Source organism: Stutzerimonas sp. KH-1, from assembly GCF_054483855.1.
The window spans coordinates 799,975-825,201 of the sequence record NZ_CM137011.1 but is presented as its reverse complement, the minus strand read 5'-3'; the positions used below and the strand labels follow the sequence as shown (position 1 = coordinate 825,201).

Annotated in this window: 25 protein-coding genes; 11 read left to right on the top strand and 14 right to left on the bottom strand. The window is 64.5% G+C overall.

Going from position 1 to position 25,227, the window contains the following annotated elements:
• Window positions 1–31: 31 nt before the first annotated feature.
• The 7 genes from ACX1DW_RS04105 to ACX1DW_RS04075 form a co-directional block, all read right to left on the bottom strand.
• Window positions 32–994, bottom strand: a complete 963-nt coding sequence (locus tag ACX1DW_RS04105) for a glucokinase (protein WP_458992833.1) — start codon at window positions 992–994, stop codon at window positions 32–34.
• Window positions 991–2,820, bottom strand: a complete 1,830-nt coding sequence (gene edd, locus ACX1DW_RS04100) for a phosphogluconate dehydratase (RefSeq protein ID WP_458992832.1) — start codon at window positions 2,818–2,820, stop codon at window positions 991–993. Before edd ends, ACX1DW_RS04105 begins: the two co-directional genes overlap by 4 nt.
• 172 nt (window positions 2,821–2,992) lie before the next feature.
• Window positions 2,993–3,805, bottom strand: coding sequence for an SMC-Scp complex subunit ScpB (gene scpB / locus ACX1DW_RS04095; RefSeq protein WP_458992831.1), 813 nt, complete (start codon window positions 3,803–3,805; stop codon window positions 2,993–2,995).
• The gene (locus ACX1DW_RS04090; protein ID WP_020307887.1) at window positions 3,783–4,601 is read right to left on the bottom strand and encodes a segregation and condensation protein A; all 819 of its coding nucleotides are present in this window, start codon (window positions 4,599–4,601) and stop codon (window positions 3,783–3,785) included. Before ACX1DW_RS04090 ends, scpB begins: the two co-directional genes overlap by 23 nt.
• A gap of 27 nt (window positions 4,602–4,628) precedes the next feature.
• The gene (locus tag ACX1DW_RS04085) at window positions 4,629–5,804 is read right to left on the bottom strand and encodes a tryptophan--tRNA ligase (protein WP_232244554.1); all 1,176 of its coding nucleotides are present in this window, start codon (window positions 5,802–5,804) and stop codon (window positions 4,629–4,631) included.
• 162 nt (window positions 5,805–5,966) lie between these two features.
• Window positions 5,967–6,590 (bottom strand): L-threonylcarbamoyladenylate synthase, encoded by a 624-nt coding sequence (locus ACX1DW_RS04080; protein ID WP_063540513.1) that lies wholly within the window; start codon window positions 6,588–6,590, stop codon window positions 5,967–5,969.
• Between the two features lie 13 nt (window positions 6,591–6,603).
• A complete protein-coding gene (locus ACX1DW_RS04075; RefSeq protein WP_063540453.1) occupies window positions 6,604–7,470 on the bottom strand; it encodes a PHP domain-containing protein in 867 nt (288 codons plus the stop codon).
• 342 nt (window positions 7,471–7,812) lie between these two features.
• On the opposite strand from ACX1DW_RS04075, the gene ACX1DW_RS04070 reads away from it, so the two are divergent.
• From ACX1DW_RS04070 to ACX1DW_RS04050, 5 genes are all read left to right on the top strand, one after another.
• Window positions 7,813–8,112 (top strand): YciI family protein, encoded by a 300-nt coding sequence (locus ACX1DW_RS04070; RefSeq protein WP_133456766.1) that lies wholly within the window; start codon window positions 7,813–7,815, stop codon window positions 8,110–8,112.
• A gap of 73 nt (window positions 8,113–8,185) precedes the next feature.
• The gene (locus ACX1DW_RS04065; RefSeq protein WP_063540454.1) at window positions 8,186–8,572 is read left to right on the top strand and encodes a hypothetical protein; all 387 of its coding nucleotides are present in this window, start codon (window positions 8,186–8,188) and stop codon (window positions 8,570–8,572) included.
• 12 nt (window positions 8,573–8,584) lie between these two features.
• A complete protein-coding gene (locus ACX1DW_RS04060; RefSeq protein ID WP_133456765.1) occupies window positions 8,585–9,262 on the top strand; it encodes a response regulator transcription factor in 678 nt (225 codons plus the stop codon).
• Window positions 9,263–9,416: 154 nt separating this feature from the next.
• Complete coding sequence (locus ACX1DW_RS04055) at window positions 9,417–9,830, top strand: Spy/CpxP family protein refolding chaperone (RefSeq protein WP_133456764.1); 414 nt, start codon at window positions 9,417–9,419, stop codon at window positions 9,828–9,830.
• A 93-nt stretch (window positions 9,831–9,923) separates the two neighbouring features.
• The gene (locus ACX1DW_RS04050; protein WP_133456763.1) at window positions 9,924–11,282 is read left to right on the top strand and encodes a sensor histidine kinase; all 1,359 of its coding nucleotides are present in this window, start codon (window positions 9,924–9,926) and stop codon (window positions 11,280–11,282) included.
• Here the strand turns inward: ACX1DW_RS04050 and ACX1DW_RS04045 are convergent.
• Complete coding sequence (locus ACX1DW_RS04045) at window positions 11,276–11,839, bottom strand: NAD(P)H nitroreductase (RefSeq protein WP_110776600.1); 564 nt, start codon at window positions 11,837–11,839, stop codon at window positions 11,276–11,278. The two genes, ACX1DW_RS04050 and ACX1DW_RS04045, sit on opposite strands and share 7 nt — an antisense overlap.
• A 91-nt stretch (window positions 11,840–11,930) precedes the next feature.
• Window positions 11,931–12,302, bottom strand: coding sequence for a YkgJ family cysteine cluster protein (locus ACX1DW_RS04040; protein ID WP_063540459.1), 372 nt, complete (start codon window positions 12,300–12,302; stop codon window positions 11,931–11,933).
• Between the two features lie 188 nt (window positions 12,303–12,490).
• Between ACX1DW_RS04040 and ACX1DW_RS04035 the strand changes: the two genes are divergently transcribed.
• Complete coding sequence (locus ACX1DW_RS04035) at window positions 12,491–13,942, top strand: TrkH family potassium uptake protein (protein ID WP_063540460.1); 1,452 nt, start codon at window positions 12,491–12,493, stop codon at window positions 13,940–13,942.
• On the opposite strand, the gene ACX1DW_RS04030 is transcribed toward ACX1DW_RS04035, so the two are convergent.
• Both ACX1DW_RS04030 and ACX1DW_RS04025 read right to left on the bottom strand, forming a co-directional pair.
• A complete protein-coding gene (locus ACX1DW_RS04030; RefSeq protein WP_458992830.1) occupies window positions 13,943–14,866 on the bottom strand; it encodes a DUF808 domain-containing protein in 924 nt (307 codons plus the stop codon).
• A gap of 80 nt (window positions 14,867–14,946) precedes the next feature.
• Window positions 14,947–15,960, bottom strand: a complete 1,014-nt coding sequence (locus ACX1DW_RS04025; RefSeq protein WP_110776598.1) for an AraC family transcriptional regulator — start codon at window positions 15,958–15,960, stop codon at window positions 14,947–14,949.
• A 125-nt stretch (window positions 15,961–16,085) separates the two neighbouring features.
• Between ACX1DW_RS04025 and ACX1DW_RS04020 the strand changes: the two genes are divergently transcribed.
• From ACX1DW_RS04020 to ACX1DW_RS04005, 4 genes are all read left to right on the top strand, one after another.
• A complete protein-coding gene (locus ACX1DW_RS04020; RefSeq protein ID WP_102840290.1) occupies window positions 16,086–16,403 on the top strand; it encodes an Mpo1-like protein in 318 nt (105 codons plus the stop codon).
• 252 nt (window positions 16,404–16,655) lie between these two features.
• On the top strand, window positions 16,656–18,044 hold the full coding sequence (locus ACX1DW_RS04015) for an adenylate/guanylate cyclase domain-containing protein (protein ID WP_133456760.1): 1,389 nt from the start codon (window positions 16,656–16,658) through the stop codon (window positions 18,042–18,044).
• 76 nt (window positions 18,045–18,120) lie between these two features.
• Complete coding sequence (locus ACX1DW_RS04010) at window positions 18,121–18,876, top strand: helix-turn-helix domain-containing protein (protein WP_458992829.1); 756 nt, start codon at window positions 18,121–18,123, stop codon at window positions 18,874–18,876.
• A 142-nt stretch (window positions 18,877–19,018) separates the two neighbouring features.
• Window positions 19,019–19,897 carry a DMT family transporter gene (locus tag ACX1DW_RS04005; protein WP_458992828.1) on the top strand — a complete coding sequence of 293 codons (879 nt, stop codon included), beginning with the start codon at window positions 19,019–19,021 and terminating at the stop codon, window positions 19,895–19,897.
• 2 nt (window positions 19,898–19,899) lie between these two features.
• Here ACX1DW_RS04005 and ACX1DW_RS04000 read toward each other — a convergent pair whose 3' ends face one another.
• On the bottom strand, window positions 19,900–20,181 hold the full coding sequence (locus ACX1DW_RS04000) for an Rdx family protein (RefSeq protein ID WP_063540466.1): 282 nt from the start codon (window positions 20,179–20,181) through the stop codon (window positions 19,900–19,902).
• 70 nt (window positions 20,182–20,251) lie between these two features.
• Between ACX1DW_RS04000 and ACX1DW_RS03995 the strand changes: the two genes are divergently transcribed.
• Window positions 20,252–22,438 carry a patatin-like phospholipase family protein gene (locus ACX1DW_RS03995; RefSeq protein WP_125867846.1) on the top strand — a complete coding sequence of 729 codons (2,187 nt, stop codon included), beginning with the start codon at window positions 20,252–20,254 and terminating at the stop codon, window positions 22,436–22,438.
• Here ACX1DW_RS03995 and ACX1DW_RS03990 read toward each other — a convergent pair.
• Window positions 22,435–22,866, bottom strand: a complete 432-nt coding sequence (locus ACX1DW_RS03990; RefSeq protein WP_013983076.1) for a MarR family transcriptional regulator — start codon at window positions 22,864–22,866, stop codon at window positions 22,435–22,437. The two genes, ACX1DW_RS03995 and ACX1DW_RS03990, sit on opposite strands and share 4 nt — an antisense overlap.
• A gap of 181 nt (window positions 22,867–23,047) precedes the next feature.
• A complete protein-coding gene (recQ, locus tag ACX1DW_RS03985) occupies window positions 23,048–25,171 on the bottom strand; it encodes a DNA helicase RecQ (RefSeq protein ID WP_458992827.1) in 2,124 nt (707 codons plus the stop codon).
• Window positions 25,172–25,227: the final 56 nt, after the last annotated feature.

Below are 25,227 nucleotides of genomic sequence, written 5' to 3'. Positions count from 1 at the left end.
CGATCGCCCGTCGCCCTTCCCTGCCAGCCGCCTAGACGCCCTCCAGCAGCGATTGCAACGCCACGCCGGCGCCCTCCAGGCCCGGATAAGGCGCGGTCACCAGCCATACCGGCAGGCGATCGAAATAGCCACTCATTTGGCCCTTCTCGCACAGGGCATCGCAAAAGCCGCTGTGCATGAAGAACTCGGCGAAGCGCGGTACCACGCCGCCGACGATATATACCCCGCCGCGTGCACCGAGCGTCAGCACGTTGTCGCCGACGATGCGTCCAAGCCAGCGGCAGAACTGCTCCAGCACGGCCACGGCGTACGGTTCGCCAGCCAGCGCAGCCTTGGTGATCTCGGCCGGAGAGTCGTGTTCGGCCGCTCGGCCATCCAGCGCGCAACAGGCACGATAGAGCGTCAGCAATCCCGGCCCGCTGAGCACGGCTTCGGCATTCACGTGGCCCTGTGCGCGGTGCAGCTGCGCCCAGATCGCCGCCTCGCGCTCGCTGCCGATCGGCAGACAGATATGCCCACCCTCGCCCGGCAAGGCGCGCCAGCCGCCGCCCACCAGCGGCAGCAGCCCGGCAACCCCCAACCCGGTGCCGGGGCCTATGACCAGACGCGGCCGGCCCGGTTCAGGCTCGCCCTCGCGGACCGTGACGCGCTCGTCATCGCGCAGCCGGGTCATACCGAGGGCCATGGCGGTGAAGTCGTTGATCAGCAGCAGATCCTTCAGACCCAGTTCGCGGCAGAACGCCTGTCGGCTCAGCTGCCAGTGGTTGTTGGTGAAGCGGAAGTGATCGCCGCTCACCGGCCCGGCACAGGCCAGGCATACTGCTTCCAGCGCATCCAGCGGCTGGCCCACTTCGTCGAGGTAGGCGCGGATTGCCAGCTCCGGACGCGCATGGTCTGCCGTGGGCAGCACGCGAATCTGCTCGATCCGCTGATCGCGCCACAGCGCGAAGCGTGCATTGGTACCACCGATGTCGCCAACCAGCGCTGTCTTCACTTGAGCGCCTCCAGACTCTCGGTGAATGCGCTGGCGCCCTGCTCCGCCGTGCTGAACGAGGCGCGCATGAAGGCGAACAACTCGCGACCACAGCCGATGCCCATGTCTTCAGGGCGAATCGCCGGTTCCCGCGCGTCCCACTCGTCCGGATCGACCAGCGCCCGCAGCTCGCCGGTCACGCCATCGACGCGGATGATGTCGCCGTCACGGACCAGCGCCAGCGGCCCACCGTCCAGCGCCTCCGGGCAGACGTGGATGGCCGCCGGCACCTTGCCGGAGGCGCCGGACATGCGCCCGTCGGTAACCAGCGCCACCTTGTAGCCGCGGTCCTGCAGCACGCCAAGGAAGGGCGTGAGCTTGTGCAACTCCGGCATGCCATTGGCCTTCGGCCCCTGGAAACGCACCACGGCGATGAAATCGCGCTCCAGCTCGCCGGCCTTGAAAGCGGCTGCCAGCTCGCTCTGGTCGATGAACACCCGTGCCGGCGCCTCGACCACACGATGCTCCGGCGCCACGGCCGAGATCTTGGTCACGCCGCGCCCCAGGTTGCCTTCCAGCACGCGCAGGCCGCCCTCCGGGGAGAAGGGCCGCTCTGCCGGACGCAGGATGGTTTCGTCCAGGCTCTGAGCGGGCCCATCGCGCCAGACCAGCTTGTCACCGTCGAGGAACGGCTCCTGGATATAGCGGCGCAAGCCCTTGCCGACCACCGTGTGCACATCCTCATGCAGCAAGCCGGCGTCGAGCAGCGTGCGCACCATGAAGGGCACGCCGCCGCAGGCATGGAAATGGTTCACGTCGGCCTGGCCGTTGGGATAGACCTTGGCCAGCGTCGGCACCACCTCGGAAAGATCGGCCATGTCTTGCCAGGTCAGCTGGATGCCAGCGGCACGAGCGAATGCCGGAATATGCAGGGTGTGGTTGGTCGAACCGCCGGTGGCGTTGAGCGCGACCACCGAGTTGACGATGGATTTCTCGTCGACCACCTGGCACAGCGGCGTGTAATTGCCAGCCTGATGGGTCAGGCGCGTGACCTGCTGCGCGGCTTCGCGGGTCAGCGCATCGCGCAGCGGCGTGTAAGGGTTTACGAACGAGGAGCCCGGCAGGTGCAGGCCCATGATCTCCATCACCACCTGATTGGTGTTGGCGGTGCCGTAGAAGGTGCAGGTGCCCGGGCTGTGGTAGGACTTCATTTCCGATTCCAGCAGCTCCTCGCGGCTCGCCTTGCCTTCGGCGTAGCGCTGGCGCACCGCGGCCTTTTCCTTGTTGGGGATGCCCGATGGCATGGGCCCACCCGGTACGAAGATCGTCGGCAGATGACCGAAGCGCAGCGCGCCGATCATCAGGCCCGGGACGATCTTGTCGCAGATGCCGAGCATCAGCGCGGCGTCGAACATGTTGTGCGACAGCGCGACCGCCGTGCTCATGGCGATCACTTCGCGACTGGCCAGGCTCATCTCCATGCCCGCCTCGCCCTGGGTCACGCCGTCGCACATTGCCGGCACGCCGCCGGCGTGCTGGCCGACCGAGCCGATCTCGCGCAGCGCCTGGCGAATCATTTCCGGGAAGTGCTCGTAGGGCTGATGCGCCGAGAGCATGTCGTTGTACGCCGAGACGATAGCCACGTTCGCCGCGTTCATCAGGCGCAGGCTCTGCTTGTCCTCGCCGGAATTACAGCCGGCGACGCCGTGGGCGAAGTTGGCGCACTGCAGCTTGCCCCGCTGCGGCCCCTCGCTGGCGGCGGCGGCCATCATCGCCAGGTAACGCTCACGCGTCTTGCGGCTGCGCTCGACCAGGCGCTCGGTGACTTCCAGAACTCGCGGGTGCATGCCTCTCTCCTGCTGCGAAATTTTGTTCTTCGACAACCATAAACCATCCGGAGTCGGTTGGCGTTCGGACAGGACGCAAGGCCAATGGTTGCGCACGACATGCAGCTGCAGAGCTATGCCCCCAGCGGCCGGCTGCAGCGAGGCCGCCGGCGCCCCGGCGACAGGCCTGGGCTCAGGGGGTCGATTGCTCCTCGTCGGAGTCGATATCCGCCGCTTGCGCTTCGAGCAAGTCATCGAAGTCGGTCTTGAGCCCCTGCTCCATGCCATCGAGTTCCGCCAGCAGGCTGCGGAAGCTGGTCTGCTCGCGCACAGGCGCCTGCGGCTCGTCCAGGGCCTCGTCGGCGCGGGCCTGCAGCGCGACTGGCACCGCGGCATCCTCGTCGTCCAGCACCGGACGCAGCTCCGGTTCCATCTCGCGCAATACGGCGAGTGGCGGAAGTTCATCGAGGTTCTTCAGGTTGAAGTGGTCGAGAAACTGGCGGGTGGTGGCGAACATTGCCGGCCGACCCGGCACGTCACGATGACCGACCACGCGAATCCACTCGCGCTCCAGCAACGTCTTGACGATCTGGCTGTTGACCGCAACGCCGCGAATGTCCTCGATCTCGCCGCGGGTGATGGGCTGGCGGTAGGCGATCAGCGCCAGGGTTTCCAGCAATGCACGGGAGTAGCGCTGCGGCCGCTCTTCCCAAAGCCGGCCGACCCATGACGAGAAACGCTGGCGCACCTGCAGACGATAACCACTGGCCACCTCCTTGAGTTCGAAGGCGTGCCCCTTGCAGGACTTGTCCAGGACTTCGAGGGCCTTCTTCAGCTGCGCCGACGAGGGTCGTTCATGCTCCTCGAACAGCTCGCCGAGGCGCTCCAGGGAGAGCGGCTTGCCGGACGCGAGCAGAAAGGCTTCGAGCAGCGAAGCGAGATCCTTGGGATCGGACAGGTCCACGGTTGACTCCTGCAAATATCTATTCGGTTCGACTGCGCACATGGATAGGCGCGAAGGGCTCGTTCTGCACCAGCTCGACCAGCGATTCCTTGATCAGCTCGAGTACGGCCATGAAGGTCACCACCACGCCAAGGCGCCCTTCTTCCACATGGAACAGCGCCACGAACGGGACGAAACCGCCCCCCTTCAGACGCTCGAGCACCTCGCTCATCCGCTCGCGGGTCGACAGCGCCTCGCGGGTCACCTGGTGGCTCTCGAACATGTCGGCACGGCGCAGCACCTCGGCCATGGATACCAGCAGTTCCTCCAGGCTGACATCCGGCAGCAGCTTGCGCGCCCTGGCATCCGGGGCGTCGAGGCGTGGCACCTGCAGGTCGCGACCGACCCGCGGCAGCTCGTCCAGATCCTCGGCGGCGGCCTTGAAGCGCTCGTACTCCTGCAGCCGGCGGATCAGCTCGGCGCGCGGGTCGTCTTCCTCTTCGGCGGCTTCGGCCGAGCGCGGCAACAGCATGCGCGACTTGATCTCGGCGAGCATGGCGGCCATCACCAGGTACTCGGCGGCCAGTTCCAGACGCACCGACTTCATCAGCTCGACGTAGCCCATGTACTGGCGGGTGATTTCCGCCACCGGGATGTCGAGGATGTCGATGTTCTGCTTGCGGATCAGATAGAGCAGCAGGTCAAGTGGGCCTTCGAACGCTTCGAGAAAGACTTCCAGCGCATCCGGCGGTATGTACAGGTCCAGCGGCAGCTCGGTCACCGCCTCGCCATAGACCAGCGCCAGGCGCAGCTGCTCGCCGGGCTGAGTCGATTCGGGGCTCTGGAGTTCGGTCTGCATGGTCTTCCTCGAAGCTGCGCGGGCGCGTCAGCGGTAATTCAGGCCCATCGCCTGACGCACGTCGATCAGCGTCTCGCGGGCTTCGTCGCGTGCGTGCTCCGCCCCCTCGGCGAGGATGCTGCGCACCAGATCCGGATTCTGCTCGTAATCCAACGCGCGTTCCTGCAGCGGCGCCAGGTCCGCCTTGATCGAATCGATCAGCGGCGCCTTGCATTCCAGGCAGCCGATGCCGGCGCTGCGACAGCCCTGCTCGGCCCACTGGCACACCGCCTCCTCGGAATGCGCCTGATGCATCTGCCACACCGGGCAGCGCGTCGGCTCGCCGGGGTCGCTACGGTGTACGCGCGCCGGGTCGGTGGGCATGCGGCGGATTTTCTCCTCGATCTCGTTCGGCGTGTCGCGCAGATAGATCGCATTGCTGTTGGATTTGGCCATCTTGCCGCCGTCGAGCCCGGACAGCTTCGGTGACTCGCCAAGCAGTGCCTGCGGCTCCGGCAACAGCAGCTTGCCGCAGCCTTCCAGGTAGCCGAACAACCGCTCCTGGTCGCCGATGGTGATGGTCTGTTGCTCCTTGATCAGCGCACGGGCAGTGTTCAGTGCCTCGACGTCGCCCTGCTCCTGATAGCTCTTGCGCAGGCTGACGTAGAGCTTGGAGGTCTTCTTGCCGAGCTTGCGGATTGCCGCTTCGGCCTTGTCCTCGAAATCCGCTTCGCGGCCATAGAGGTGATTGAAGCGCCGCGCCACGTCGCGGGCGAACTCGATATGCGGCAGCTGGTCCGCTCCCACCGGCACCAGCCCGGCACGGTAGAGCAGGATGTCGGCCGCCTGCAGCAGCGGGTAGCCGAGAAAGCCATAGGTGTCGAGGTTCTTGTCCTGCAGGCTCTGTTGCAGCTCCTTGTAGGACGGCACCCGCTCCAGCCAACCCAGCGGGCAGATCATCGACAGCAAGAGATGCAGCTCGGCGTGCTCGGGAACCTGGGACTGGATGAACAGCGTCGCCGAACTCGGACTGACCCCGGCCGCCAACCAATCCACCGCCATGTCCATCACGTTCTGCGAGATTTCGCCGGAGCATTCGTAGTCGGTGGTCAGCGCGTGCCAGTCAACGATACAGAAGAAGCACTCGTACTCGTGCTGCAGCCTGACCCAGTTCTTCAATACACCGTGGTAGTGACCGAGGTGAAGTCGGCCCGTGGGACGCATGCCGGAAACCACGCGCCGCTGTGAATCCATGGAGCTCAAAAGGGTGTCCTTGGTTAATTGGCTTGCTTGGTAAGTTCAGTTGGTCAACGTTGGCATCCGAACTTGGCTCAACCCTCTCACCGCACAGGCCGGATGTTGTACGGGCTCACTCGCCATCCAGGCTCAGGCCATGAAGGGTTCGGGATCGCCGCAGCCGACCCGCACCACCTCGGGCTGGTCATCGACCAGGCTGATTACGGTCGAGGCCTCCAGACCACCGTACCCGCCATCGATGATCAGGTCTACCTGGTGCTCCAGCGCGTCGCGCATCTCGTACGGATCGCTCATTGGCAGCTCTTCGCCCGGCAGGATCAGGCTAACGCTCATCAGCGGCTCACCGAGTTCCTCCAGCAGCGCCTGGGCGATCGGCTGCGCGGGCACACGCAGGCCGATGGTGCGGCGCTTGGGATGCAGCAACATGCGCGGCACTTCGCGGGTGGCCGACAGGATGATCGTGTAGGGCCCAGGCAGATGCGCCTTGAGCAGGCGGAAGGCAGCGGTATCGACCTTGGCGAACAGGCCCAGCTGCGACAGGTCGCGGCAAGCCAGGGTGAAGTTGTGCTTGTCGTCGAGCTGGCGCAGCCGGCGGATGCGCTCGATGCCGGCCTTGTTGCCCATCGAACAACCGATGGCGTAACTGGAATCGGTGGGATACACCACCACCCCGCCCTTGCGAATGATCTCCACGGCCTGCTTGATCAGGCGTGGCTGCGGGTTGTCCGGATGGATCTGAAAGAACTGGCTCATGGGAACTCCCTGTTCAGCTGGCAGCAGGTAGGCGGCGCTCATGGTCGAAATGTCTCCAGAGTGGTGACAGATCCTCCGGCAGGTTGCGGTACAGCCCCAACTCGGACCAGTCGCCCGGCGCGTGGAAGTCGCTGCCCACGGTGGCCATCAGGCCGAACTCGCGCGCCAGGATCGACAGACCGCCAACCTGCTCCAGCGGCTGCATGCCATTGACCACCTCCAGCGCATGACCGCCGGCCTGGGCGAAATCGATCACCAACCGACGCCGCTTGCTGCGGGTGAAGTCGTATTGCCACGGGTGCGCCAGGCTGATCCAGGCGCCCGCCTCGCGCAAGGTCCGAACCGTCTGCTCGAGGCTCGGCCAATGCTGCTTGACGTCGCCGAGCTTGCCCGAGCCGAGCCACTTGCGAAACGCTTCGGCACGGTCGCGCACATGGCCGGCACGCACCAGGAACTCCGCAAAATGTGGGCGGGCCGGCGCGTTGCCGCTGTCACCCAGCTCCTGCTGGATCGCCCGAGCGCCTTCCAAAGCGCCTGGCATGCCCTTCGCTTCGAGCCGTTGGGCAATCTGCTCAGCCCGGCGCCAGCGCCCTTCGTGCAGCTGCGCGATCGCCTGCTGCAGTGCCGGCGCATCGGTGGTAAACCCATAGCCCAATACATGAATGGTAGCCCCGTTCCACAGGCACGAGAGCTCGATGCCATTGACCAGCTGCATACCCAGCGCCTGCGCGGCAGTCCGCGCCTCGGCGAGGCCGTCGACGGTGTCGTGGTCGGTAAGCGCCAGCAGCTGGACACCGCGCCCGTGGGCGCGCTCCACCAGCTTGGCGGGCGCCAGCACGCCATCGGAGGCGGTGCTGTGGCAATGCAGATCGACGATCATCAGGTAACGCACTCCAGTGAGGTGCTGGCACCTCGAAAAAACTGTCCGAAAACCCAGCTCGAGCAAGACAGAGCGGGCGAACGGCTGGCTAGTCTAACGCCGCGCCGGGGCTTTGGCTCGCGCCAACGGTGCCCGCCGCGGCAAACCTTCTGCTTCGACAGCCGATGGCGCTTGCCGTGCGATGCGTCGTCGGTCTCGGCAGTTTCCCGCCAGGCGCCGTTTGCTATGATGCCGCGCTGCCGGCCTGCGGACGTCAACGCCGGGCCCGGCACACGCCCGCGCTGCCCGGCGTGGATGCAAATTTCCCTTTACCGCCGCAACCCACGCGAACGAGGAACGACCATGCTGTACGCCGTTATCGCCACCGACGCACCGAACTCCCTGCAGGAGCGCCTTGCCACCCGCCCGGCCCACTTGGCGCGTCTGGAACAGCTGAAGAACGAGGGCCGCCTGGTGCTCGCCGGCCCGCACCCTGCGATCGACAGCAACGACCCGGGCGAAGCCGGTTTCAGCGGCAGCCTGGTGGTCGCCGAGTTCGATTCGCTGGAAGCCGCGCAGCAGTGGGCGGACGCCGATCCATACAAGGCCGCCGGCGTTTACGTGAATGTGGTGGTCAAGCCCTTCAAGAAAGTGCTGCCCTGAGCCGACACAGCGGGGATAGCGAATCCGCCCGGCCGTTGGGCTTCCACGGCCTCGTAAGGAAATAGGAGTTCCGATGCGTCAACGACCGCTTTCCCTGCTGCTTGCCCTGATCCTGCTGGCGCCAGCGCTGCAGGCTGAAGAAGTGCCAACCGAGCCGGCCCTTCCGGCTTTGGAAACCACCGAACCCGAAGAATCCGCGCCGGCCGAGGCGCAGCAAACCGACCCCGCCCCCCAGGCGGCACGCCTGGCCAGCGATACCACCGAGGCACTGCTGCTGCGCCTGCGCGAGGAAAACCGCCGACTGCGCATGCAGCTGCAGGCCGAGCAGTCGAAGGTTCTGCCGGCGCTGCTGAACGAGCAGCAGCAATGGTTCGCGGTAGGTGGAGCCGTCGGTGTCAGCAGTTTCGTTCTGGGTCTGCTGGTGACGCGCAGCCGACGTCGGCGCCAGTGGCTCAACTGAGTACAGGCAAACATGAGCGAATTACTGCTTATCGATGATGACCAGGAACTGTGCGAGCTGCTGATCAGCTGGCTCGCACAGGAGGGCTTCGTCGCCCGTGCCTGCCATGACGGGCAGAGCGCGAAGCAGGCGTTGGCGCAGCACCAGCCCGCCGCGGTGGTGCTGGACGTGATGCTGCCGGATGGCAGCGGTCTCGAATTGCTCAAGCAGCTGCGTAGCGAACATCCGGAACTGCCTGTGCTGATGCTGTCGGGCCGGGGCGAACCGCTGGACCGCATCCTCGGACTCGAGCTCGGTGCCGACGACTATCTGGCCAAGCCCTGCGACCCGCGTGAACTGACCGCGCGCCTGCGCGCCGTGCTGCGCCGCAGCCAACCGGCGGCGCAGCCCAGCCAGCTCGAGCTTGGCGACCTCAGCTACAGCCCAGCCCGCGGCGTTGCCAATGTCGGAGGGCATGAGATCAGTCTGACACTGTCCGAAGGCCGCATCCTTGAGGCGCTGCTGGCCCAGGCCGGCGAGCCGATCGACAAGCAGGCCCTTGCCCAGCATGCACTGGGTCGCAAGCTCACACTCTACGATCGCAGCCTGGACATGCATGTCAGCAACCTGCGGCGCAAGCTGGGCCCACACGCCGACGGTCGCCCGCGGATCGTTGCCCTGCGCAGCCGTGGCTATCTTTACTCGGCCTGATCGGCATCGGCTGATCGTCTTTACCGAGGCTTTACCCAGGGCTGACCGCCCTTGACCTTGCGCTACGTAGACTGAACTCATCCGGTCACCGAACAGCCACCAGCCTCTTCAATGCTGCGGCACGACCGGTTTCCATACATAGGAGAGCTTCTTCATGCGCAAGTCACTCATAGCCCTGTTCATTGCTACCGCCCTGCCCGCCCTCGCCTTCGCCATGCCCGGCGGTATGCACGACGACCCCCATGGCGGCAAAAGAGCCCCGCACATGTTTCAGGACCTGGACCTGACCAGGGAACAGCAGCGCGAAATGCGCAAGCTGATGGGCGAACAGATGAAGCAGCGCCAGGCGATCACCCAGCGCTACCTCGACAAGTTGCCGGAAGCCGAGCGTCAGGCCATGCAGAAGGATCTGGACGCCAGCCGCGAAAAGACCCACCAGAGCATGCGCGCGCTGCTCAAACCGGAACAGCAGAAAGCCTTCGATGAAGGCCTGAAGAAAATGGAAGACAAGCGCGCCGAACGCGCCGAGTTCCTCAAATGGAAGGCCGAGCGCGATCAGAAGAACTGATCCGCGGTCCATTGAAGCCCGCCCGGCAGTTTCTGCCCATCAAATCAAATGTGATGGGCTGAAACTGCCGGGCTTTCGCCGTGGAGAGACCCGGTGCGATCACTGTTCTGGCGCATATTCGCAACCTTCTGGCTGGCCATTGCCCTGGTCGCCGGCCTGGCGATGCTGCTCGGCCACGCGTTGAACCAGGATGCCTGGATTCTGAGCCGCCACCCGGGCTTGCAGGGCCTGGCCGAGACCTGGACCGAAGTCTACGAACGACAGGGCCCGCAGGCCGCACAGCGGCTGCTCGAGCAGCACCGCCATCGCGCGCGGGTCGATGTGCAGGTGTTGGCGGAGAATGGCCAGCCGATCATCCGTGGCACCTTTCCGGCCCGAGCTGCGGCCTTCGAAGCCCGTCATCAGAACCGTGACCGACAACTGCCCTGGCGGCGCCTGACGGCCGACTATACGAGCCCAACCAGCGGCGAAACCTACCTGTTCATCTACCGCATCCCGCATCCGGAATTGCAGGCCTGGCATCGTGGCAGCCTGGCCTGGCCGCTCAGCGCACTGGGCATCGCACTGGTGGTACTGACAGGTTTCAGTCTGCTGCTGACGCTCTCCATCACCCGTCCGCTGGATCGCCTGCGCCGGGCAGTACACGACCTTGGCCAGACAACCTATCAGCAGCAATCCCTGGCTCGACTGGCCAAACGCCGCGACGAACTCGGCGTGCTGGCCAGCGATTTCAACCGCATGGGTGCGCGCCTGCAGGCGCTGATCGGCAGCCAGCGCCAGCTGCTGCGCGACGTGTCCCACGAGCTTCGCTCGCCACTGGCGCGGCTGCGCATTGCCCTGGGCCTGGCCGAACGCGCCACCCCCAGCGAACGCGAGGTGATCTGGCCACGTCTGGCCAAGGAATGTGACCGGCTGGAAGCATTGATCAGCGAAATTCTCGAACTCTCACGCCTGGATGCCGAGCCGGGTGCAGCAAACACCATCGACCTGTCCGAAATGTTCGAGCAATTGAAGGACAACGCCCGAATCATTGCCCCGGCGCAACGCATCGACAGTCGTGTCGAGCCCGACGTCTCGTACACCGGCTGGCCGGATATGCTCGAGCGTGCGCTGGACAATCTGCTGCGCAATGCCCTGCGCTTCAATCCCGAGGGCGAACCGGTAGAGCTTTGCGCGCAGCGCGACGGTATGAATCTGGTGATCAGCATTCGCGACCATGGCGCCGGCGTCGCCAACGAGCATCTGTCTCAGCTCAGCGAACCCTTCTTTCGCGCTCCGGGGCAGACCGCAGCCGGGCATGGCCTTGGACTGGCCATCGCCAGGCGCGCTGCCGAGCGCCACGGCGGCCGCCTGCAACTGGCCAATCACCCCGACGGCGGCTTCGTCGCCAGCCTGCATCTACCGCTGACTGGCGTGGCGAGCAGGACTTCAGACGATCTGGCGTCTCACTGACCGGTCCAACGCTGGACGAACTCTTCGGGTGCGAGAACCGGCGCGCTGCGCACGCGCCCCTCCGGTGTACCCAGATAGAGGAAGCCCAGCAGGCGCTCCTGCTCGGTCAACCCGAGCCCCTCGAGCACCCGCGGATCGTAGGAAAACTCCCCGGTGCGCCACACCGCTCCGATGCCCTGGGCATGCGCGGCGAGCAGCAGACCATGCGCCGCGCAGCCGGCAGCGAGTACCTGCTCGCCTTCAGGCACCTTTGGATGCGGCTTCACGCTGGCGATCACCAGCACCAGCATCGGTGCTCGCAACGGCATGTTGCGCGCTTTCTGCAGCGCCTCCTCGGCAGCATCGGCATTGCGCACACGCAGGGCCTCGGCGAACAGCTCGCCGAGCTTGTGGCGGGCATCACCTTCGATGATCAGGAAGCGCCACGGGTGTAGTTGACCATGGTCCGGAGCGCGCAGTCCGGCACGGAACATCAGGTCGAGCTGATCGGCGGTGGGGGCCGGTTCGCACAGGCGGGTGACCGAAACGCGGTTGAGCAGCAGATCCAGAGCGTCCATCCATTACCTCCTAAGGCGGTCGGACATTCTAGAGGCAGTTGCCGCCTTGCCGCGAGTGATGGCTGGCCGACAGTTCAGCCGATGTCCCGATTCAGGCCACCCGATCCGGCGACAGATGCGGCTGCAGCGGCGGCACCAGCGGTGGCAGGCCATGGGCAGCACGGGCGGCATCGCAGTGCGGATTGTGCTCGCCGTTCTCCCAGGAGGCCTCGAACTCGCGACATGTACTCGAACGCTGCTCGTACATGCTGCAACGGACCCCACAACCGACGTCACCGAGCAGGCCGACGCAGCGCGCGGGTTTGCTGTCGGTGCCGAGCATGGCGGCATGGAACGGCGATACCTGGACGGTCAGATGGTCGGGCACCGCGCCGCCCGCCGACACGCATTCACCAAAATAGAAGGACACACGAAAGTACGCGCAGCAGGCGCCGCACGTGAGGCAGGGATTGTCGATGGACATGAGAGGTGAACACCCAGAGACCGGAATGGGCCGGCGCCCGGGCGGCTATTCTATTCATGCCAATGCGCTTGGGAAGAGCCCTCGAGCGCGCCGCGAAAACATTTTTCGCGCAACCGCCGAGCGGTTTACTGCGGCAACGACGCGGGTAGAATGTCCGCCCCCTTCCCCACCGTGCCGAGCACCCCTACATGGCTTTGCCGACCCTGCGCATCATCGGTTTCATACTCGGCATTTTCCTGATCACGCTGGCCGTGAGCATGATCATTCCCATGCTGACCTTGCTCGTATTCGAACGCACCGATGATCTGCAGGCGTTCATCTGGGGTAGCCTGATCACCTTTTCCTGTGGTTTCGCGCTGGTCGCCCCGGGCAGGCCGGCCAATACCCAGCTGCGACCGCGCGACATGTACTTCCTGACCACCATCAGCTGGGTGGTGGTGTGCTGCTTCGCCGCACTACCGCTGATGCTGATCCAGCATGTCAGCTACTCCGACGCGTTCTTCGAAACCATGTCCGGCATCACCACCACCGGTGCCACGGTCATTTCCGGGCTGGACAACGCTTCGCCCGGCCTGCTCATGTGGCGGTCGCTGCTGCACTGGTTGGGCGGCATCGGCTTCATCGGTATGGCCATCGCGATCCTGCCGTTGCTGCGGGTTGGTGGCATGAGGCTGTTTCAGACCGAATCCTCCGACTGGTCGGAAAAGGTCATGCCGCGTTCGCATATTGCTGGCCAGTACCTGCTGATGATCTACGTGGCCTTCACGCTTGCGGCTTTCATCGCCTTCCTGCTGACCGGGATGAGCGCCTTCGATGCCATCAACCATGCGATGTCCACTGTGGCCACCGGCGGTTTCTCCACCTCGGACGCCTCGATGGGCAAGTTCGGCCCCTCCGCCCACTGGGTCGCGGTCTTCTTCATGATCCTCGGCAGCCTGCCGTTCACGCTGTACGTCATGACCTTGCGCGGCCATCGCACTGCGCTGCTCAAGGACCAACAGGTGCGCGGGTTCGTGCTCATGCTGGCCATCACGAGCCTGCTGTTCAGCGGCTGGTACTGGCTGAACAACGATGTGCCGGCACTGGATGCACTGCGCATCGTCACCTTCAGCGTGGTATCGGTGGTCACCACCACCGGCTTCGCCGTGGATGACTACACCCAGTGGGGCGGTTTCGCGGTGATGGCGTTCTTCTACCTGACCTTTATCGGCGGCTGCTCGGGCTCGACCTCGGGCGGCTTGAAGATGTTCCGCTTCCAGGTGGCCTACTCGCTGCTCCGCGCCAACTTCAAGCAACTGATCCACCCCCGCGCGGTCATCCGTCAGCAATACAACGGGCACAACCTGGACGAGGAAATCGTTCGCTCGATCCTCACATTCTCCTTTTTCATCACCATGACCATTGGCGTGCTGGCGCTGTGCCTGGCGCTGCTCGGGCTCGACCCCATCACGGCGCTGACCGGCGCAGCAACCGCCGTCTGCAACGTCGGTCCGGGCCTGGGCGAGATCATCGGCCCGGCCGGCAACTTCTCGACGCTGCCGGACACCGCGAAATGGCTACTGTCGATTGGCATGCTGCTCGGACGGCTGGAAATCATCACCGTCCTGGTGCTGCTGACGCCCGCGTTCTGGCGGCACTGATCAGCTGCTGCGCCTGAACAGCCGCCCGCCGAGGCTTACCAGCGCAAGCACCACACCGCCGGCCAGAATGCCGAACGCCGCATCGAGCAGCGTCGGCAGCAGTCCGCCGAGCACCACGCCGACATAGGGCAGCCCGAGCGCATCATGGGCGCTGCTTTCGATGAAATGATGAACAGCGCCGATGCCGTGGGTGAGAATGCCCCCGCCGACCATGAACATCGCGGCCGTGCCAACCACTGACAAGGCCTTCATCAACCAGGGCGCGACGACGAGGATGCCGCGCCCGAAGGCGCTCGCCGCGCCGCTGGATTTCCTGCTCAGTGCGAGCCCGAGATCGTCCAGCTTGACGATCGCGGCCACTAATCCGTAAACCCCTACGGTCATGACGATGGCGATGCCCACCAGCACCAGCACCTGCTGCGTGAAAGTCGCAGCCGCGACCGTTCCGAGGGTGATCGCAATGATCTCGGCCGAGAGGATGAAATCAGTACGCACAGCGCCACTGATCTTGCGTTTTTCGAACGCGACGATATCCACCGAGGGGTCCGCAAGAGCCTTTACCGTTTCGGCATGCTCGCTGGCGTCATCGTGATGCAGGAAACGATGCGCAAGCTTCTCGAAGCCCTCATAGCAGAGGAACGCGCCGCCCAGCATCAACAGTGGCGTGATCGCCCAGGGGATGAACGCGCTGATCAGTAGCGCCGCAGGCACCAGAATCGCCTTGTTGCGAAACGAACCCTTGGCCACTGCCCAGACCACCGGCAACTCGCGATCGGCCTTGACGCCAGTGACTTGCTGGGCGTTGAGCGCAAGGTCATCGCCCAGTACCCCCGCGGTTTTTTTCGCCGCGACCTTGGTCATTACCGACACATCGTCGAGCACGGTCGCGATATCGTCGATCAGTGCGAGCAGGCTGCTGGCCAATTGTATGTCTCCATCGGTTGAAATGTTTCGCAGCCGTAGCGGCCCGCCATAGATAAGGCTATGTACGCCAGAACAGGTTCCTAGGCATGCCCTCGCAGGGCCTGACGGTATTCCCCAGGCGTCACCCCGAACCAGCGCTTGAAGGCCCGATAGAAGTTGCTCGGATCGGCGAAGCCGAGCAGATAGGCGATCGCCAGAGGCGCCAGATCCGGTTGGCAAAGGTACTGTACCGCCAGATCGCGGCGCGTATCGTCGAGCAACTTCTGGAAGCTGCTGCCTTCCTCCTGCAAGCGGCGCTGCAGGGTCCTCTCGGACAGGCACAGCGCCTGCGCCACTGTCTCGCGCCGGGGTTCTCCTTGCGGCAGCATCCGGCACAGCATCTGCCGAGCCTGGTGCATCACCCTCGTATCGACGAAACGCGAGAGGTATTCGCCGGCAAAGCGGTCATGCAGTTGCGCCAAGGCTTCGTTGGCCGTCGGCAGCGGGGCTTCGACATCCGCCTGGCGAAACAGCAACGCGTAGCGTGCCGCGCCGAAACGAAGCGGGGCCTGGAACAGCTGCCGATAGGGCTCCAGATCATCCGGTGCCGGGCCCTGGAAGCTGACTTCCAGCGGCCGCAAAGCCGTACCGGTCAACCAGCGGCAAAACGTCAGGCAGCCGGCCAGCGAGCCCTCGGCGCTTTGCCGGGCAGGCGGCAGGCGATCGCCGTGGATGGTCAGACTGAGGCGGTAGCCCTGGGCGCAGGGCTGGAAGTCCAGATCAGCCCCCTCGGCGATGATTCGCTGATAGCGCACCAGACGGGCGAAGCCGTCCTGCAGATTGCGACTGGACATCAGGGCGTAGCCCACCACGTTCAACGCAGCCGGGCGGGCCTGGCGGGCCATGTCCAGGCCGATCGCCGGGTTGCCGGAAACCTCCACGGCGCGCTGCCACAGGCGAGTCATGTCGTCCTGGGCGAAACGGGCGTCGGCATCGTTGAGGGCCGCGTAGTCCAGGCCTAGCTCTGTGAACAGCTGCCGGCAGTCTACGCCTGCCGACTCCAGCGCCTGGACGATGCCCTGCGCCCAACTGGATGAAGTGGTGCGTTCGCTCATGAGGCTTCTTGTTCTTCGAATGATCGGGCTACGAAGCCCAAGGCTACTAAACTGGCCCTGATTGTCACTGACCGGCCGGACAAGGCAAGGCTAAGCTGGCCGACGACAATAACAGGAGGTACGCCATGAAAACGCAAACCGCCGAACGCTTCACCCGCTTTGCCGATTTCTACCCGTTCTACCTGGCCGAGCACAGCAACCCGACCTGCCGCCGGCTGCACTTCGTCGGCAGCCTGCTGGTACTGACGATCCTCGGCTACGCCCTATTCACCGGACAATGGGCATGGCTGCTGGCGATGCCGCTGGCCGGCTATGGCTTCGCCTGGGTCGGCCACTTCATATTCGAGAAGAACCGCCCGGCCACCTTCCAGTACCCGCTGTACAGTTTTCTCGGCGACTGGGTCATGTTCAGGGACATGCTGACCGGCCGAATCCGCTTCTGAGTGCGACGGTGGCAGCATATCCGACCGATGCCACCATTCTTTTCAACCTCTGGTTTGGCGATGCAGCGCCGCTTGGTTATGATCACCCGGCTATCGCGCAGCCGCTGACCGCCGAGCGGGCTGCGCAATGGCAAGGCTGAGCGCAGCTCGACAAACCGTCTCACAGCAGATCGTGCGTGCGACGACCCCCGCCTCAGCCTGCAAGGCGCATAGAAAAAGGCGTCGAATCATTACCAGGGATCGTAAGCACACATGACTTCCAGCACGGTTGAGCGCCGCAATGGCCTCGCTACTCGCCCGTTACGCGAGTACTACTCTCGTGTGCTCGCCTACCTGGCCTGCGCCGCCACGCTTGCTGCCGGAACCTACACCCAATACTTCTCGATAGACCTGCTGTGGATGGTGCCGTACGCACTGCTCTACCCACACCTGGCCTATCACCTGAGCTACCGCTTCAAGCGCGACCATCCCGAGCGGACCTCGCAGGCATTGCTTTGCCTGGATGCGCTGAACGCCGGCGCCGGCATTTACCTGCTCGGTTTCTCGATCGTACCCAGTCTGATGTTCCTGCTCACCCTCAGCTTCAGCGCGCTGGTCATCGGCAGCCTGCGCAACCTGACGCTGGCACTGGTGTGCGTCGTGATCGGACTCGGGGCCGGTTTCCTGCTGCTGCCCTTGACCTACCAGGGCACCACACCGCCACTGGTCTCGCTGGTCAGCATCCTCTTCACCACCTTCTACGTCTGCGCCACGGCCTACTTCGTTCATCAACAGGGCCAACGCCTGGCCCAGGCACGCAAGGAGATCGAGACGGAACAGGCCAAGGCCGCCCGCCTCGCCCGCAACCTCGCCAAGTACCTCTCGCCGCAGGTATGGGAATCGATTTTTACCGGCAAGCGCAGCGTGCGCCTCGAGACCCAACGCAAACGCCTCACCGTGTTCTTCTCCGACATCAAGGGCTTCACCGAACTGTCCGAAGAGCTGGAAGCCGAAGCCCTCACCGACCTGCTCAACAACTACCTCAACGAGATGTCGAAGATCGCCCTCAAGTACGGCGGCACCATCGACAAATTCGTCGGTGACTGCGTCATGGTTTTCTTCGGCGACCCAACCAGCCAGGGCGCGAAGAAGGATGCAGTGGCCGCGGTATCCATGGCCATCGCCATGCGCAAGCACATGAAGGTGCTGCGTCAGCAATGGCGCGCGCAGGGCATCACCCGCCCGATGGAGATCCGCATGGGCATCAATACCGGTTACTGCACGGTGGGCAACTTCGGCGCCGATACGCGCATGGACTACACCATCATTGGCCGCGAAGTGAACCTCGCCAGCCGTCTGGAAAGCGCTGCCGAGGCCAGCGAGATTCTGGTCTCGCACGAGACCTATTCGCTGATCAAGGACGTGATCATGTGCCGCGACAAGGGCCAGATCGCGGTCAAGGGCTTCTCCCGCCCGGTACAGATCTATCAGGTGGTCGACTTCCGCCGCGATCTGGGCGCCACCTGCAGTTTCGTCGAACACGAACTGCCGGGCTTTTCCATGTATCTCGACACCAATGGCGTGCAGAACTTCGACAAGGAGCGAGTCATCCAGGCCCTGCAGCAGGCTGCCGAGAAACTTCGCGACAAGGTCATCCTCTGATTACCTAAGACAAGCTTCTGGCCGTTTTCCGCAGGCTCCGCATTCTGCGGTGCCTGCCCCCACGAGAACCAGCTTCATGCTTTCGCTGCGCAACTATCGCCATGATCTCATCGCGCATTCCCATGACCATCCGCAACTGGTGTTCGGCCTGGATGGCTTGCTGGAATTCGAGATTGCCGGGCGCGGTAGCTGCGTCGGCGAACAGCGCCTGGCGGTGATCCCCTCAGCAGTGCATCACGCCTGCTCGAGCTCCAAGGGCAGTCGCTGCCTGGTGCTGGACGTTCCATCCGAGCGCTGGGTGAGTGAACACCTGGGCCGCCACACCGAGCACAGCCTGCGCCTGCTGGACCGACCGAACACCCTGCAGTTGACACCCGCTCAGTGCAACCTCATTACCTGGCTGGCCAACGGCCCGATCAACGATCCACTGGTGGCCGAACAGGGTGGCGTCCTCTTGCTGGCCAGTCTGGCCGGGGAGCCAGTGCAGCCACGTGGTGGCCGAACGCTCGGGCTGGCGGCGATCGATGCCTTTATCGACCGACATCTGGCGCATCCGCTGCAAGTCACTGACCTTGCGCGGGTCGCTGGCCTTTCGGCTGCACGCCTGCATGCACGGCTGCTCGAGGAAACCGGGCGCACACCGATCGACTACGTACGTCAACGCCGCCTGCACCACGCCGAGAAGCTGTTGCACGAGACCCACCTGCCGATCGGCGAGATCGCCGCGCGGGTGGGCTATAGCTCGCAAAGCGCCTTCACCGCCGCGCTGGTCCGAGAACGGGGGTGTACACCACGAGCGTTGCGACGCGAGTTTCGCGATAAAAACCGGTAGTAACGCGACAGACTGGCACACCGTCGCGGTCTAGCATGGGGCCTTCAACTGCAATTGCAGGCAACGACAACCCCATGAACATTTCGCGTTCGATCCATCCACAATCTGGCCGGTGCGCAGCGCCCGGACGCTCGTGCCGGTCATGACACCACGCAACGCCCTGCTGGCGATCCATCTCGGCGCACTGATGTTCGGCCTCTCCGGCGTGCTCGGAAAACTGGCCGACAGTCCGGCGCTGATCATCACCTTCGGCCGCGCGCTGTTCGCCGTACTGGCCCTGCTGCTCGTCGCCCAATTACTCAAGCCCAACGGTGCGCTGCCGGATTGGCGACAGCGCGGCAGACTGGCGCTCGGTGGCCTGCTGCTCGGCGCACACTGGCTGACGTTCTTCATCGCGGTAAAGATCGCCGGGGTCGGCATCGCCACGCTCGGTTTCGCCAGCTTCCCAGCCTTCACCGTGCTGCTCGAAGGCGTTCTGTTTCGCGAACGCACCCGTGCCGTCGAATTCACCATGGTCGGCCTTGTATGCGCGGGCCTGCTACTGGTAGCACCTACGTTCGACCTCGACAGCGCCCCGACTGCGGGCCTCCTCTACGGCGTGCTCTCGGGACTGCTGTTCGCGCTGCTGTCGCTGCTCAACCGAGCGGTCACCCTCGGTCTGGATCCGGTGCACTCGGCGCTCTGGCAGAATCTCGCGGTCTTCGCCTGCCTGCTGCCGTGGAGCTGGCGAGGCCTTCCCGCCGTGCCAGCACCGGACTGGCTCTGGCTGGCTCTGCTCGGGATACTCTGCACGGGACTGGCCCATAGCCTGTTCGTCGCCAGCTTGCGCGTCCTGAAGGCACGCACCACGTCGGTGATCTTTGCTCTGGAGCCGGTCTACGGTATCGCCTTTGCCTGGTGGCTGTTCAACGAGCAGCCGACTCTGCGCATGCTGCTGGGCGGAGCGATGATCATCGTCGCCAGCATCATCACCAGCCGGCTGAAGAGCCCGCCTGGCGCCGTAGCGAAGCTGGCGAGCTGACCTCAGCGATCGTTGTGGCCTAACGAGCGCTGCGGGTCGATGCGGTCACGTACCCGCTGCTTCAGTTCCTTGGCCTCGGGAAAGCCACCATCGCGCTTGCGCTCCCAGATCTGCTCGCCGTCGCAGGTGATGTGAAAGGTGCCGCCGGTAGCCGGGACCAGGCACACACGACCGAGATCGTCGGCGAAGGTCGAAAGCAGCTCCTGGGCCAGCCAGGCCGCGCGCAGCAACCATTGGCATTGCGTGCAGTAGGTAATGGCGATCTCGGGCTTGGCATGGGTCATGGTGGCGTCTCCGATCGGTGTATGGCGGCCTATAATAGCCGCCCCGCCAAGCTCGCCCCGGTCCCAAGCCATGTTCCGCCTGCTCTCTGCCCTGCTATTGCTCGTCGCCCTGCCACTTGCCGCAGCCGAGCCGGTCCAGCCGAAGGTCGGCCTGGTCCTGTCCGGCGGCGCGGCGCGCGGCCTCGCCCATGTCGGCGTACTCAAGGCGCTGGAGGAGCAAGGCGTGCGCGTCGATGCGATCGCCGGCACCAGCATGGGCGCTGTAGTCGGTGGGCTGTATGCGGCCGGCTACAGCGTGGCCGAGCTGGAGCGCCTGGCCCTGACCCTCGACTGGCAACAGGTGCTGTCCGACGATCCGCCACGCCAGGACATCCCTTACCGCCGCAAGCAGGATGATCGGGACTTCCTGATCAAACAGAAACTCAGCTTTCGCGACGACGGTAGCCTCGGCCTGCCGCTGGGCGTGATCCAGGGCCAGAATCTCGCCCTGCTGCTCGAGCGCCTGCTGGTTCATGCCAGCGATACCCGCAACTTCGACCAGCTGCCGATCCCGTTCCGCGCCGTGGCCACCGACATTGCCAACGATGAGAAGGTGGTCTTCCGCAGCGGCCACCTGCCGCAGGTCATTCGCGCCAGCATGTCGATCCCGGCGGTGTTCGCACCGGTGGAAATCGAAGACCGACTGCTGGTCGACGGCGGCATGGTAGACAACATCCCAATGGACGTGGCGCGCGACATGGGCGTCGATCGGCTCATCGTGGTCGACATCGGTACGCCGCTCAAGCCGCGCAAGGAACTGCTGACCGTGGTCGATGTACTGAACCAGACCACGACGATGATGACGCGGCGCAACTCCGAGGCACAGCTGGCGACGCTGCAGCCTCAGGACCTGCTGATCCAACCCCCGCTGGCGGCTTATGGCTCGACCGACTTCGACCGCGCCGAGCAGCTGGTCGATGCCGGTTACCGCGCCACGCTCGCCCTCGAGGGGCGCCTGGCCGAGCTGCGTACTACAACCGGCGGCAACCCCGCGCTCAGCCTGGCACGCTCAAGCGACCCGCGCACACCCGTGATCACCGCGATCCGGGTGGACAACGATTCCAAGGTGGGCGACGCAGTTATTCGCCGGCACATCCGCCAGCGGCTGGGCGAGCCGCTCGATCTGGAAGACCTGCAGAAGGATATGGGCACGCTCTACGGACTGGATTACTTCGAGCGGGTCGAATACCGCGTCCAGCGCGGCAAGCTGGGCAATACGCTGGTCATCAGTGCGCGCGAGAAGCGCAGCGGCACCGATTACTTGCGCCTGGGACTCAGCCTGTCCGATGACTTCCAGGGCGACAGCGTATTCAACCTGGGCGCCAGCTACCGGAAGAACGGCATCAACCAACTGGGTGCCGAATGGCTCACGCGCTTGCAGCTGGGCGACCGTCAGGAGCTCTACAGCGAGTTCTACCAGCCGTTGGACGCAGGCTCACGCTGGTTCGTCGCGCCGAATCTGTTCATCGAAGCGCAGAACATCGAGGCCATTCTCGACAACGATCCGATCGCCGAATATCGCCTGCAGCGCTACGGCTACGGTATGAATCTGGGTCGCCAGATTGCCAACAATGGCGAGATCCGCTTCGGTATCGGCCAGGCCTGGGGCGAGGCAGACGTTCGGATCGGTGAGCGCGACCTGCCGGACTTCAGCTTCACCGAAGGCTACTACGAGCTGCAGTACTCGTTCGACACGCTGGACGATGTCGATTTTCCGCGCGAAGGCGAAGACATTCGCCTGACCCTTCGCCAGTACGACCCCAGCCTGAGCTCGGATCAGCGCTACCGGCAATGGCAGCTCAAGCTGGACAAGGCGCTTAGCCAGGATGCCAATACCTGGGTGCTCGGCGGGCGCTACGGTCGCACACTGGACGATGCCGAAGTCGTGACGTCGAGTTTTCTCCTCGGCGGAGCGCGGCAGTTATCAGGCTTCCGTCAGGACGCGCTGGCCGGGCAGAACATCAGCCTGGGGCGGGTGGTTTACTACCGTCGCATGACGCAACGCAGCTTTCTGCCGCTGGACTTCCCGGTGTATCTGGGAGCATCACTGGAGCGCGGGCGTGCCTGGAACAACGGCAACGACTTCGACAGTGGCTACATCAACGCCGCCAGCGTATTCCTTGGCTACGACACGCCGCTGGGCCCGTTGAATTTCGGCTACGGCGTCAATGACGAGGACGAGCAGGCGCTCTACATGAACCTGGGACGCAGCTTCTAGCGCTTGTCCAGGTTGGCGAGAATTCGCGCATGCACCTGCTGGCACTTGCGCAGATCCTCCTCGTCGATGCCGGCAAAGGCCTCCTGGCGAACCTGGGTGGAAATCGCCTCGATTTTCTCGATCAACGGCAGTGCCGGTGCGCCCAGCGATATTCGTTTGGCACGCCGATCTTCCGCCGAAGCCTTGCGGTGCACGAGCCCCTGCGCTTCGAGGCTATCGAGCAGACGCGCCAGCGTGGGGCCTTCCACCGCCACGCTCTGCGCCAGCTCGCGCTGAGTAGGTTCGTGATCGAAACGAGCAAGGTGCAGCAGCACCAGCCAACGTGCCTGTGACAGCCCCAGATCAGCCAGGCGGCGGTCCAGTTCTGCGCGCCAGCCACGCGAGAGTTGTGCCAGTTGCATGGCGAAGCGATGTTGCTCGGCGTACATGTACGACTTTTCCTGCAAAAACTAATTATTAGTGAGCTAATCACAGCTCTGAAATGCAGGCAAGACGACCTTTGGCCGTTGATAGCCCGACAGAAGTCGAAATGATGGCACTACGCGCCCAGATGTAGCCGTGCAATGCCCTCAGCGCTGCGCCTTGCGGCGTCGAATGCGATGCACCCGGTTACAATTCGAACTCGACCTGCAGTGCGGCGCGCACGCAGTAGAGCACCTGCTCCGGCACACGATCGGCGAACTGGGCGGCCACGGCGCTGACCGGCGGCAGCTCGCCCTCGCCATCAAGGAAGGCTTCCTGGATCTCGCCGAGTAGTTCTTCGGGCAGGTCGAGTGCCTGCTCAAGACTCAACTGCTGCTGCCCGATCGCCTCGGCCAGCATGGCGTAGACGTTCTTCTCGCTGCAGTCCAGCTGACGCGCGATTTGCATGGGCGTCATGCCGGCCCGCGCCAGGCTGATCAACTCATGCCGCAGGTCGGCTGGCGACCTCGCCGCCTGCGCAGTTCCTTGCAGCACTTCGAGGAACGCCTGGCCGTAGCGCTCCAGCTTGCGAGCACCGACACCACTGATACGCGACATGTCCGCCAGCGATGCCGGCTGGCTGCGCAGCATCTCCAGCAGGGTGGCGTCCGGAAAGATCACGTAGGGTGGCACGCTGTGCTCTTCGGCCAGCTTGCGGCGCAGTGCGCGCAGCGCCTCCCAGGTCTCCCGCTCTTCGCCGCGCACCAACTGGCTGGCAGCACTGGCAGCCGGTTTCGGCGCCTTGCTGGATAGATCCCGGCGCAGCTCGAGGGTGACTTCACCACGCAGCAGCGGGCGGCAGCTATCGCTCAACCGCAGGCCGCCGAAGCCTTCGAGATCGACATCGGCCAAACCGCGGGCGACCAGCTGGCGGAACAGGGAGCGCCATTCACCCTCGGACAACGCCTTGCCGACGCCGAACACTGACAGATGCTGATGGCCGAGGCCGCGCACCTTGTCGTTGTCGCGTCCTAGCAAGACATCCACCAGATGCCCGACGCCATAGCGCTGACCACTGCGATAGATGGCTGAAAGCGCTTGGCGAGCGGGCTCGGTGGCGTCCCAGGTCTGCACCCCGTCGACGCAGTTGTCGCAATGGCCGCAAGGCCTGGGCAGCTCTTCGTCGAAGTACGCCAGCAACGCCTGGCGTCGGCAACGGGTTTCCTCGCAGAGCGCCAGCATTGCATCGAGCTTGTGCTGCTCGACCCGCTTGTGCCGCTCATCACCCTCGGAATTGTTGAGCATCTGCTTGAGGAAGATTACATCTTGCAGGCCATAGGCCATCCAGGCGTCGGCCGGTAGCCCGTCACGCCCTGCCCGACCGGTTTCCTGATAGTAGGCCTCCAGCGACTTGGGCAGGTCGAGGTGGGCGACGAAGCGTACGTTGGGCTTGTCGATGCCCATGCCGAAGGCAATGGTCGCGACCATTATCAGGCCTTCCTCGTTGAGGAAGCGCTTCTGGTGATAGGCGCGCAGATCGCTCGACAACCCGGCATGGTAAGGCAGCGCCGGAAAGCCCTGCTCGGTCAGGAATGCGGCGAGATCATCGACCTTCTTGCGCGACATGCAGTAGACGATGCCGGCATCGCCACGGCGCTCGGCGAGAAAAGCGAGCAGCTGCTTGCGTGGCTGCTCCTTCGGCACGATGCGATAGAAGATGTTCGGGCGGTCGAAGCTGGAGAGAAAGCGCTCGGCGTTCTCCAGGTGCAGGCGCTGAACGATCTCTTCCCGGGTACGCTTGTCTGCCGTGGCGGTCAGGGCAATGCGCGGCACCTCGGGAAACAACTCGGCAAGCTGCCCGAGCTGCATGTATTCGGGACGGAAGTCGTGCCCCCACTGGGAGACGCAGTGGGCCTCGTCGATGGCGAATAGCGCAATGTCCAGCCGCTGCAGAAACGCCAGCATGCGCGGCTGGACCAGCCGCTCGGGCGCGAGGTAGAGCATCTTGATCTCGCCGCGCCGGATGCGCTCGGCGATGTCGCGCTGCTCCTCGGCGCCAAGCGTGGAGTTGAGCGCAACAGCCGCGACACCCAATTCCTCAAGCGTGGCGACCTGATCATCCATCAAGGCGATCAATGGCGACACCACCACTGCCAGGCCTTCGCGCAACAGCGCCGGGACCTGATAGCACAGCGACTTGCCGCCGCCGGTCGGCATCAGCACCAGCGCATCGCCGCCACCGCCGACCCGCTCGATGATCGCGCCCTGGTTGCCACGAAAGGCGTCATAGCCGAATACGTCTTTGAGGATGCGCTGTGCCTGGTCGAGCATGCCGGTCTCCGAAACAAGGCGCGCAGTATACGCCAGCGGGACCGCGAGTTCAGGAC

Bases quoted from the DNA above. Each gene is read 5' to 3' on its own strand.
- edd (WP_458992832.1), bottom strand. From the start codon at position 2,820: ATGCACCCGCGAGTTCTGGAAGTCACCGAGCGCCTGGTCGAGCGCAGC.
- scpB (WP_458992831.1), bottom strand. From the start codon at position 3,805: ATGTGCGCAGTCGAACCGAATAGATATTTGCAGGAGTCAACCGTGGAC.
- ACX1DW_RS04090 (WP_020307887.1), bottom strand. From the start codon at position 4,601: ATGCAGACCGAACTCCAGAGCCCCGAATCGACTCAGCCCGGCGAGCAG.
- ACX1DW_RS04085 (WP_232244554.1), bottom strand. From the start codon at position 5,804: ATGCGTCCCACGGGCCGACTTCACCTCGGTCACTACCACGGTGTATTG.
- ACX1DW_RS04080 (WP_063540513.1), bottom strand. From the start codon at position 6,590: ATGAGCCAGTTCTTTCAGATCCATCCGGACAACCCGCAGCCACGCCTG.
- ACX1DW_RS04075 (WP_063540453.1), bottom strand. From the start codon at position 7,470: ATGATCGTCGATCTGCATTGCCACAGCACCGCCTCCGATGGCGTGCTG.
- ACX1DW_RS04070 (WP_133456766.1), top strand. From the start codon at position 7,813: ATGCTGTACGCCGTTATCGCCACCGACGCACCGAACTCCCTGCAGGAG.
- ACX1DW_RS04065 (WP_063540454.1), top strand. From the start codon at position 8,186: ATGCGTCAACGACCGCTTTCCCTGCTGCTTGCCCTGATCCTGCTGGCG.
- ACX1DW_RS04060 (WP_133456765.1), top strand. From the start codon at position 8,585: ATGAGCGAATTACTGCTTATCGATGATGACCAGGAACTGTGCGAGCTG.
- ACX1DW_RS04055 (WP_133456764.1), top strand. From the start codon at position 9,417: ATGCGCAAGTCACTCATAGCCCTGTTCATTGCTACCGCCCTGCCCGCC.
- ACX1DW_RS04045 (WP_110776600.1), bottom strand. From the start codon at position 11,839: ATGGACGCTCTGGATCTGCTGCTCAACCGCGTTTCGGTCACCCGCCTG.
- ACX1DW_RS04040 (WP_063540459.1), bottom strand. From the start codon at position 12,302: ATGTCCATCGACAATCCCTGCCTCACGTGCGGCGCCTGCTGCGCGTAC.
- ACX1DW_RS04035 (WP_063540460.1), top strand. From the start codon at position 12,491: ATGGCTTTGCCGACCCTGCGCATCATCGGTTTCATACTCGGCATTTTC.
- ACX1DW_RS04025 (WP_110776598.1), bottom strand. From the start codon at position 15,960: ATGAGCGAACGCACCACTTCATCCAGTTGGGCGCAGGGCATCGTCCAG.
- ACX1DW_RS04020 (WP_102840290.1), top strand. From the start codon at position 16,086: ATGAAAACGCAAACCGCCGAACGCTTCACCCGCTTTGCCGATTTCTAC.
- ACX1DW_RS04015 (WP_133456760.1), top strand. From the start codon at position 16,656: ATGACTTCCAGCACGGTTGAGCGCCGCAATGGCCTCGCTACTCGCCCG.
- ACX1DW_RS04010 (WP_458992829.1), top strand. From the start codon at position 18,121: ATGCTTTCGCTGCGCAACTATCGCCATGATCTCATCGCGCATTCCCAT.
- ACX1DW_RS04005 (WP_458992828.1), top strand. From the start codon at position 19,019: ATGACACCACGCAACGCCCTGCTGGCGATCCATCTCGGCGCACTGATG.
- ACX1DW_RS04000 (WP_063540466.1), bottom strand. From the start codon at position 20,181: ATGACCCATGCCAAGCCCGAGATCGCCATTACCTACTGCACGCAATGC.
- ACX1DW_RS03995 (WP_125867846.1), top strand. From the start codon at position 20,252: ATGTTCCGCCTGCTCTCTGCCCTGCTATTGCTCGTCGCCCTGCCACTT.
- ACX1DW_RS03990 (WP_013983076.1), bottom strand. From the start codon at position 22,866: ATGTACGCCGAGCAACATCGCTTCGCCATGCAACTGGCACAACTCTCG.
- recQ (WP_458992827.1), bottom strand. From the start codon at position 25,171: ATGCTCGACCAGGCACAGCGCATCCTCAAAGACGTATTCGGCTATGAC.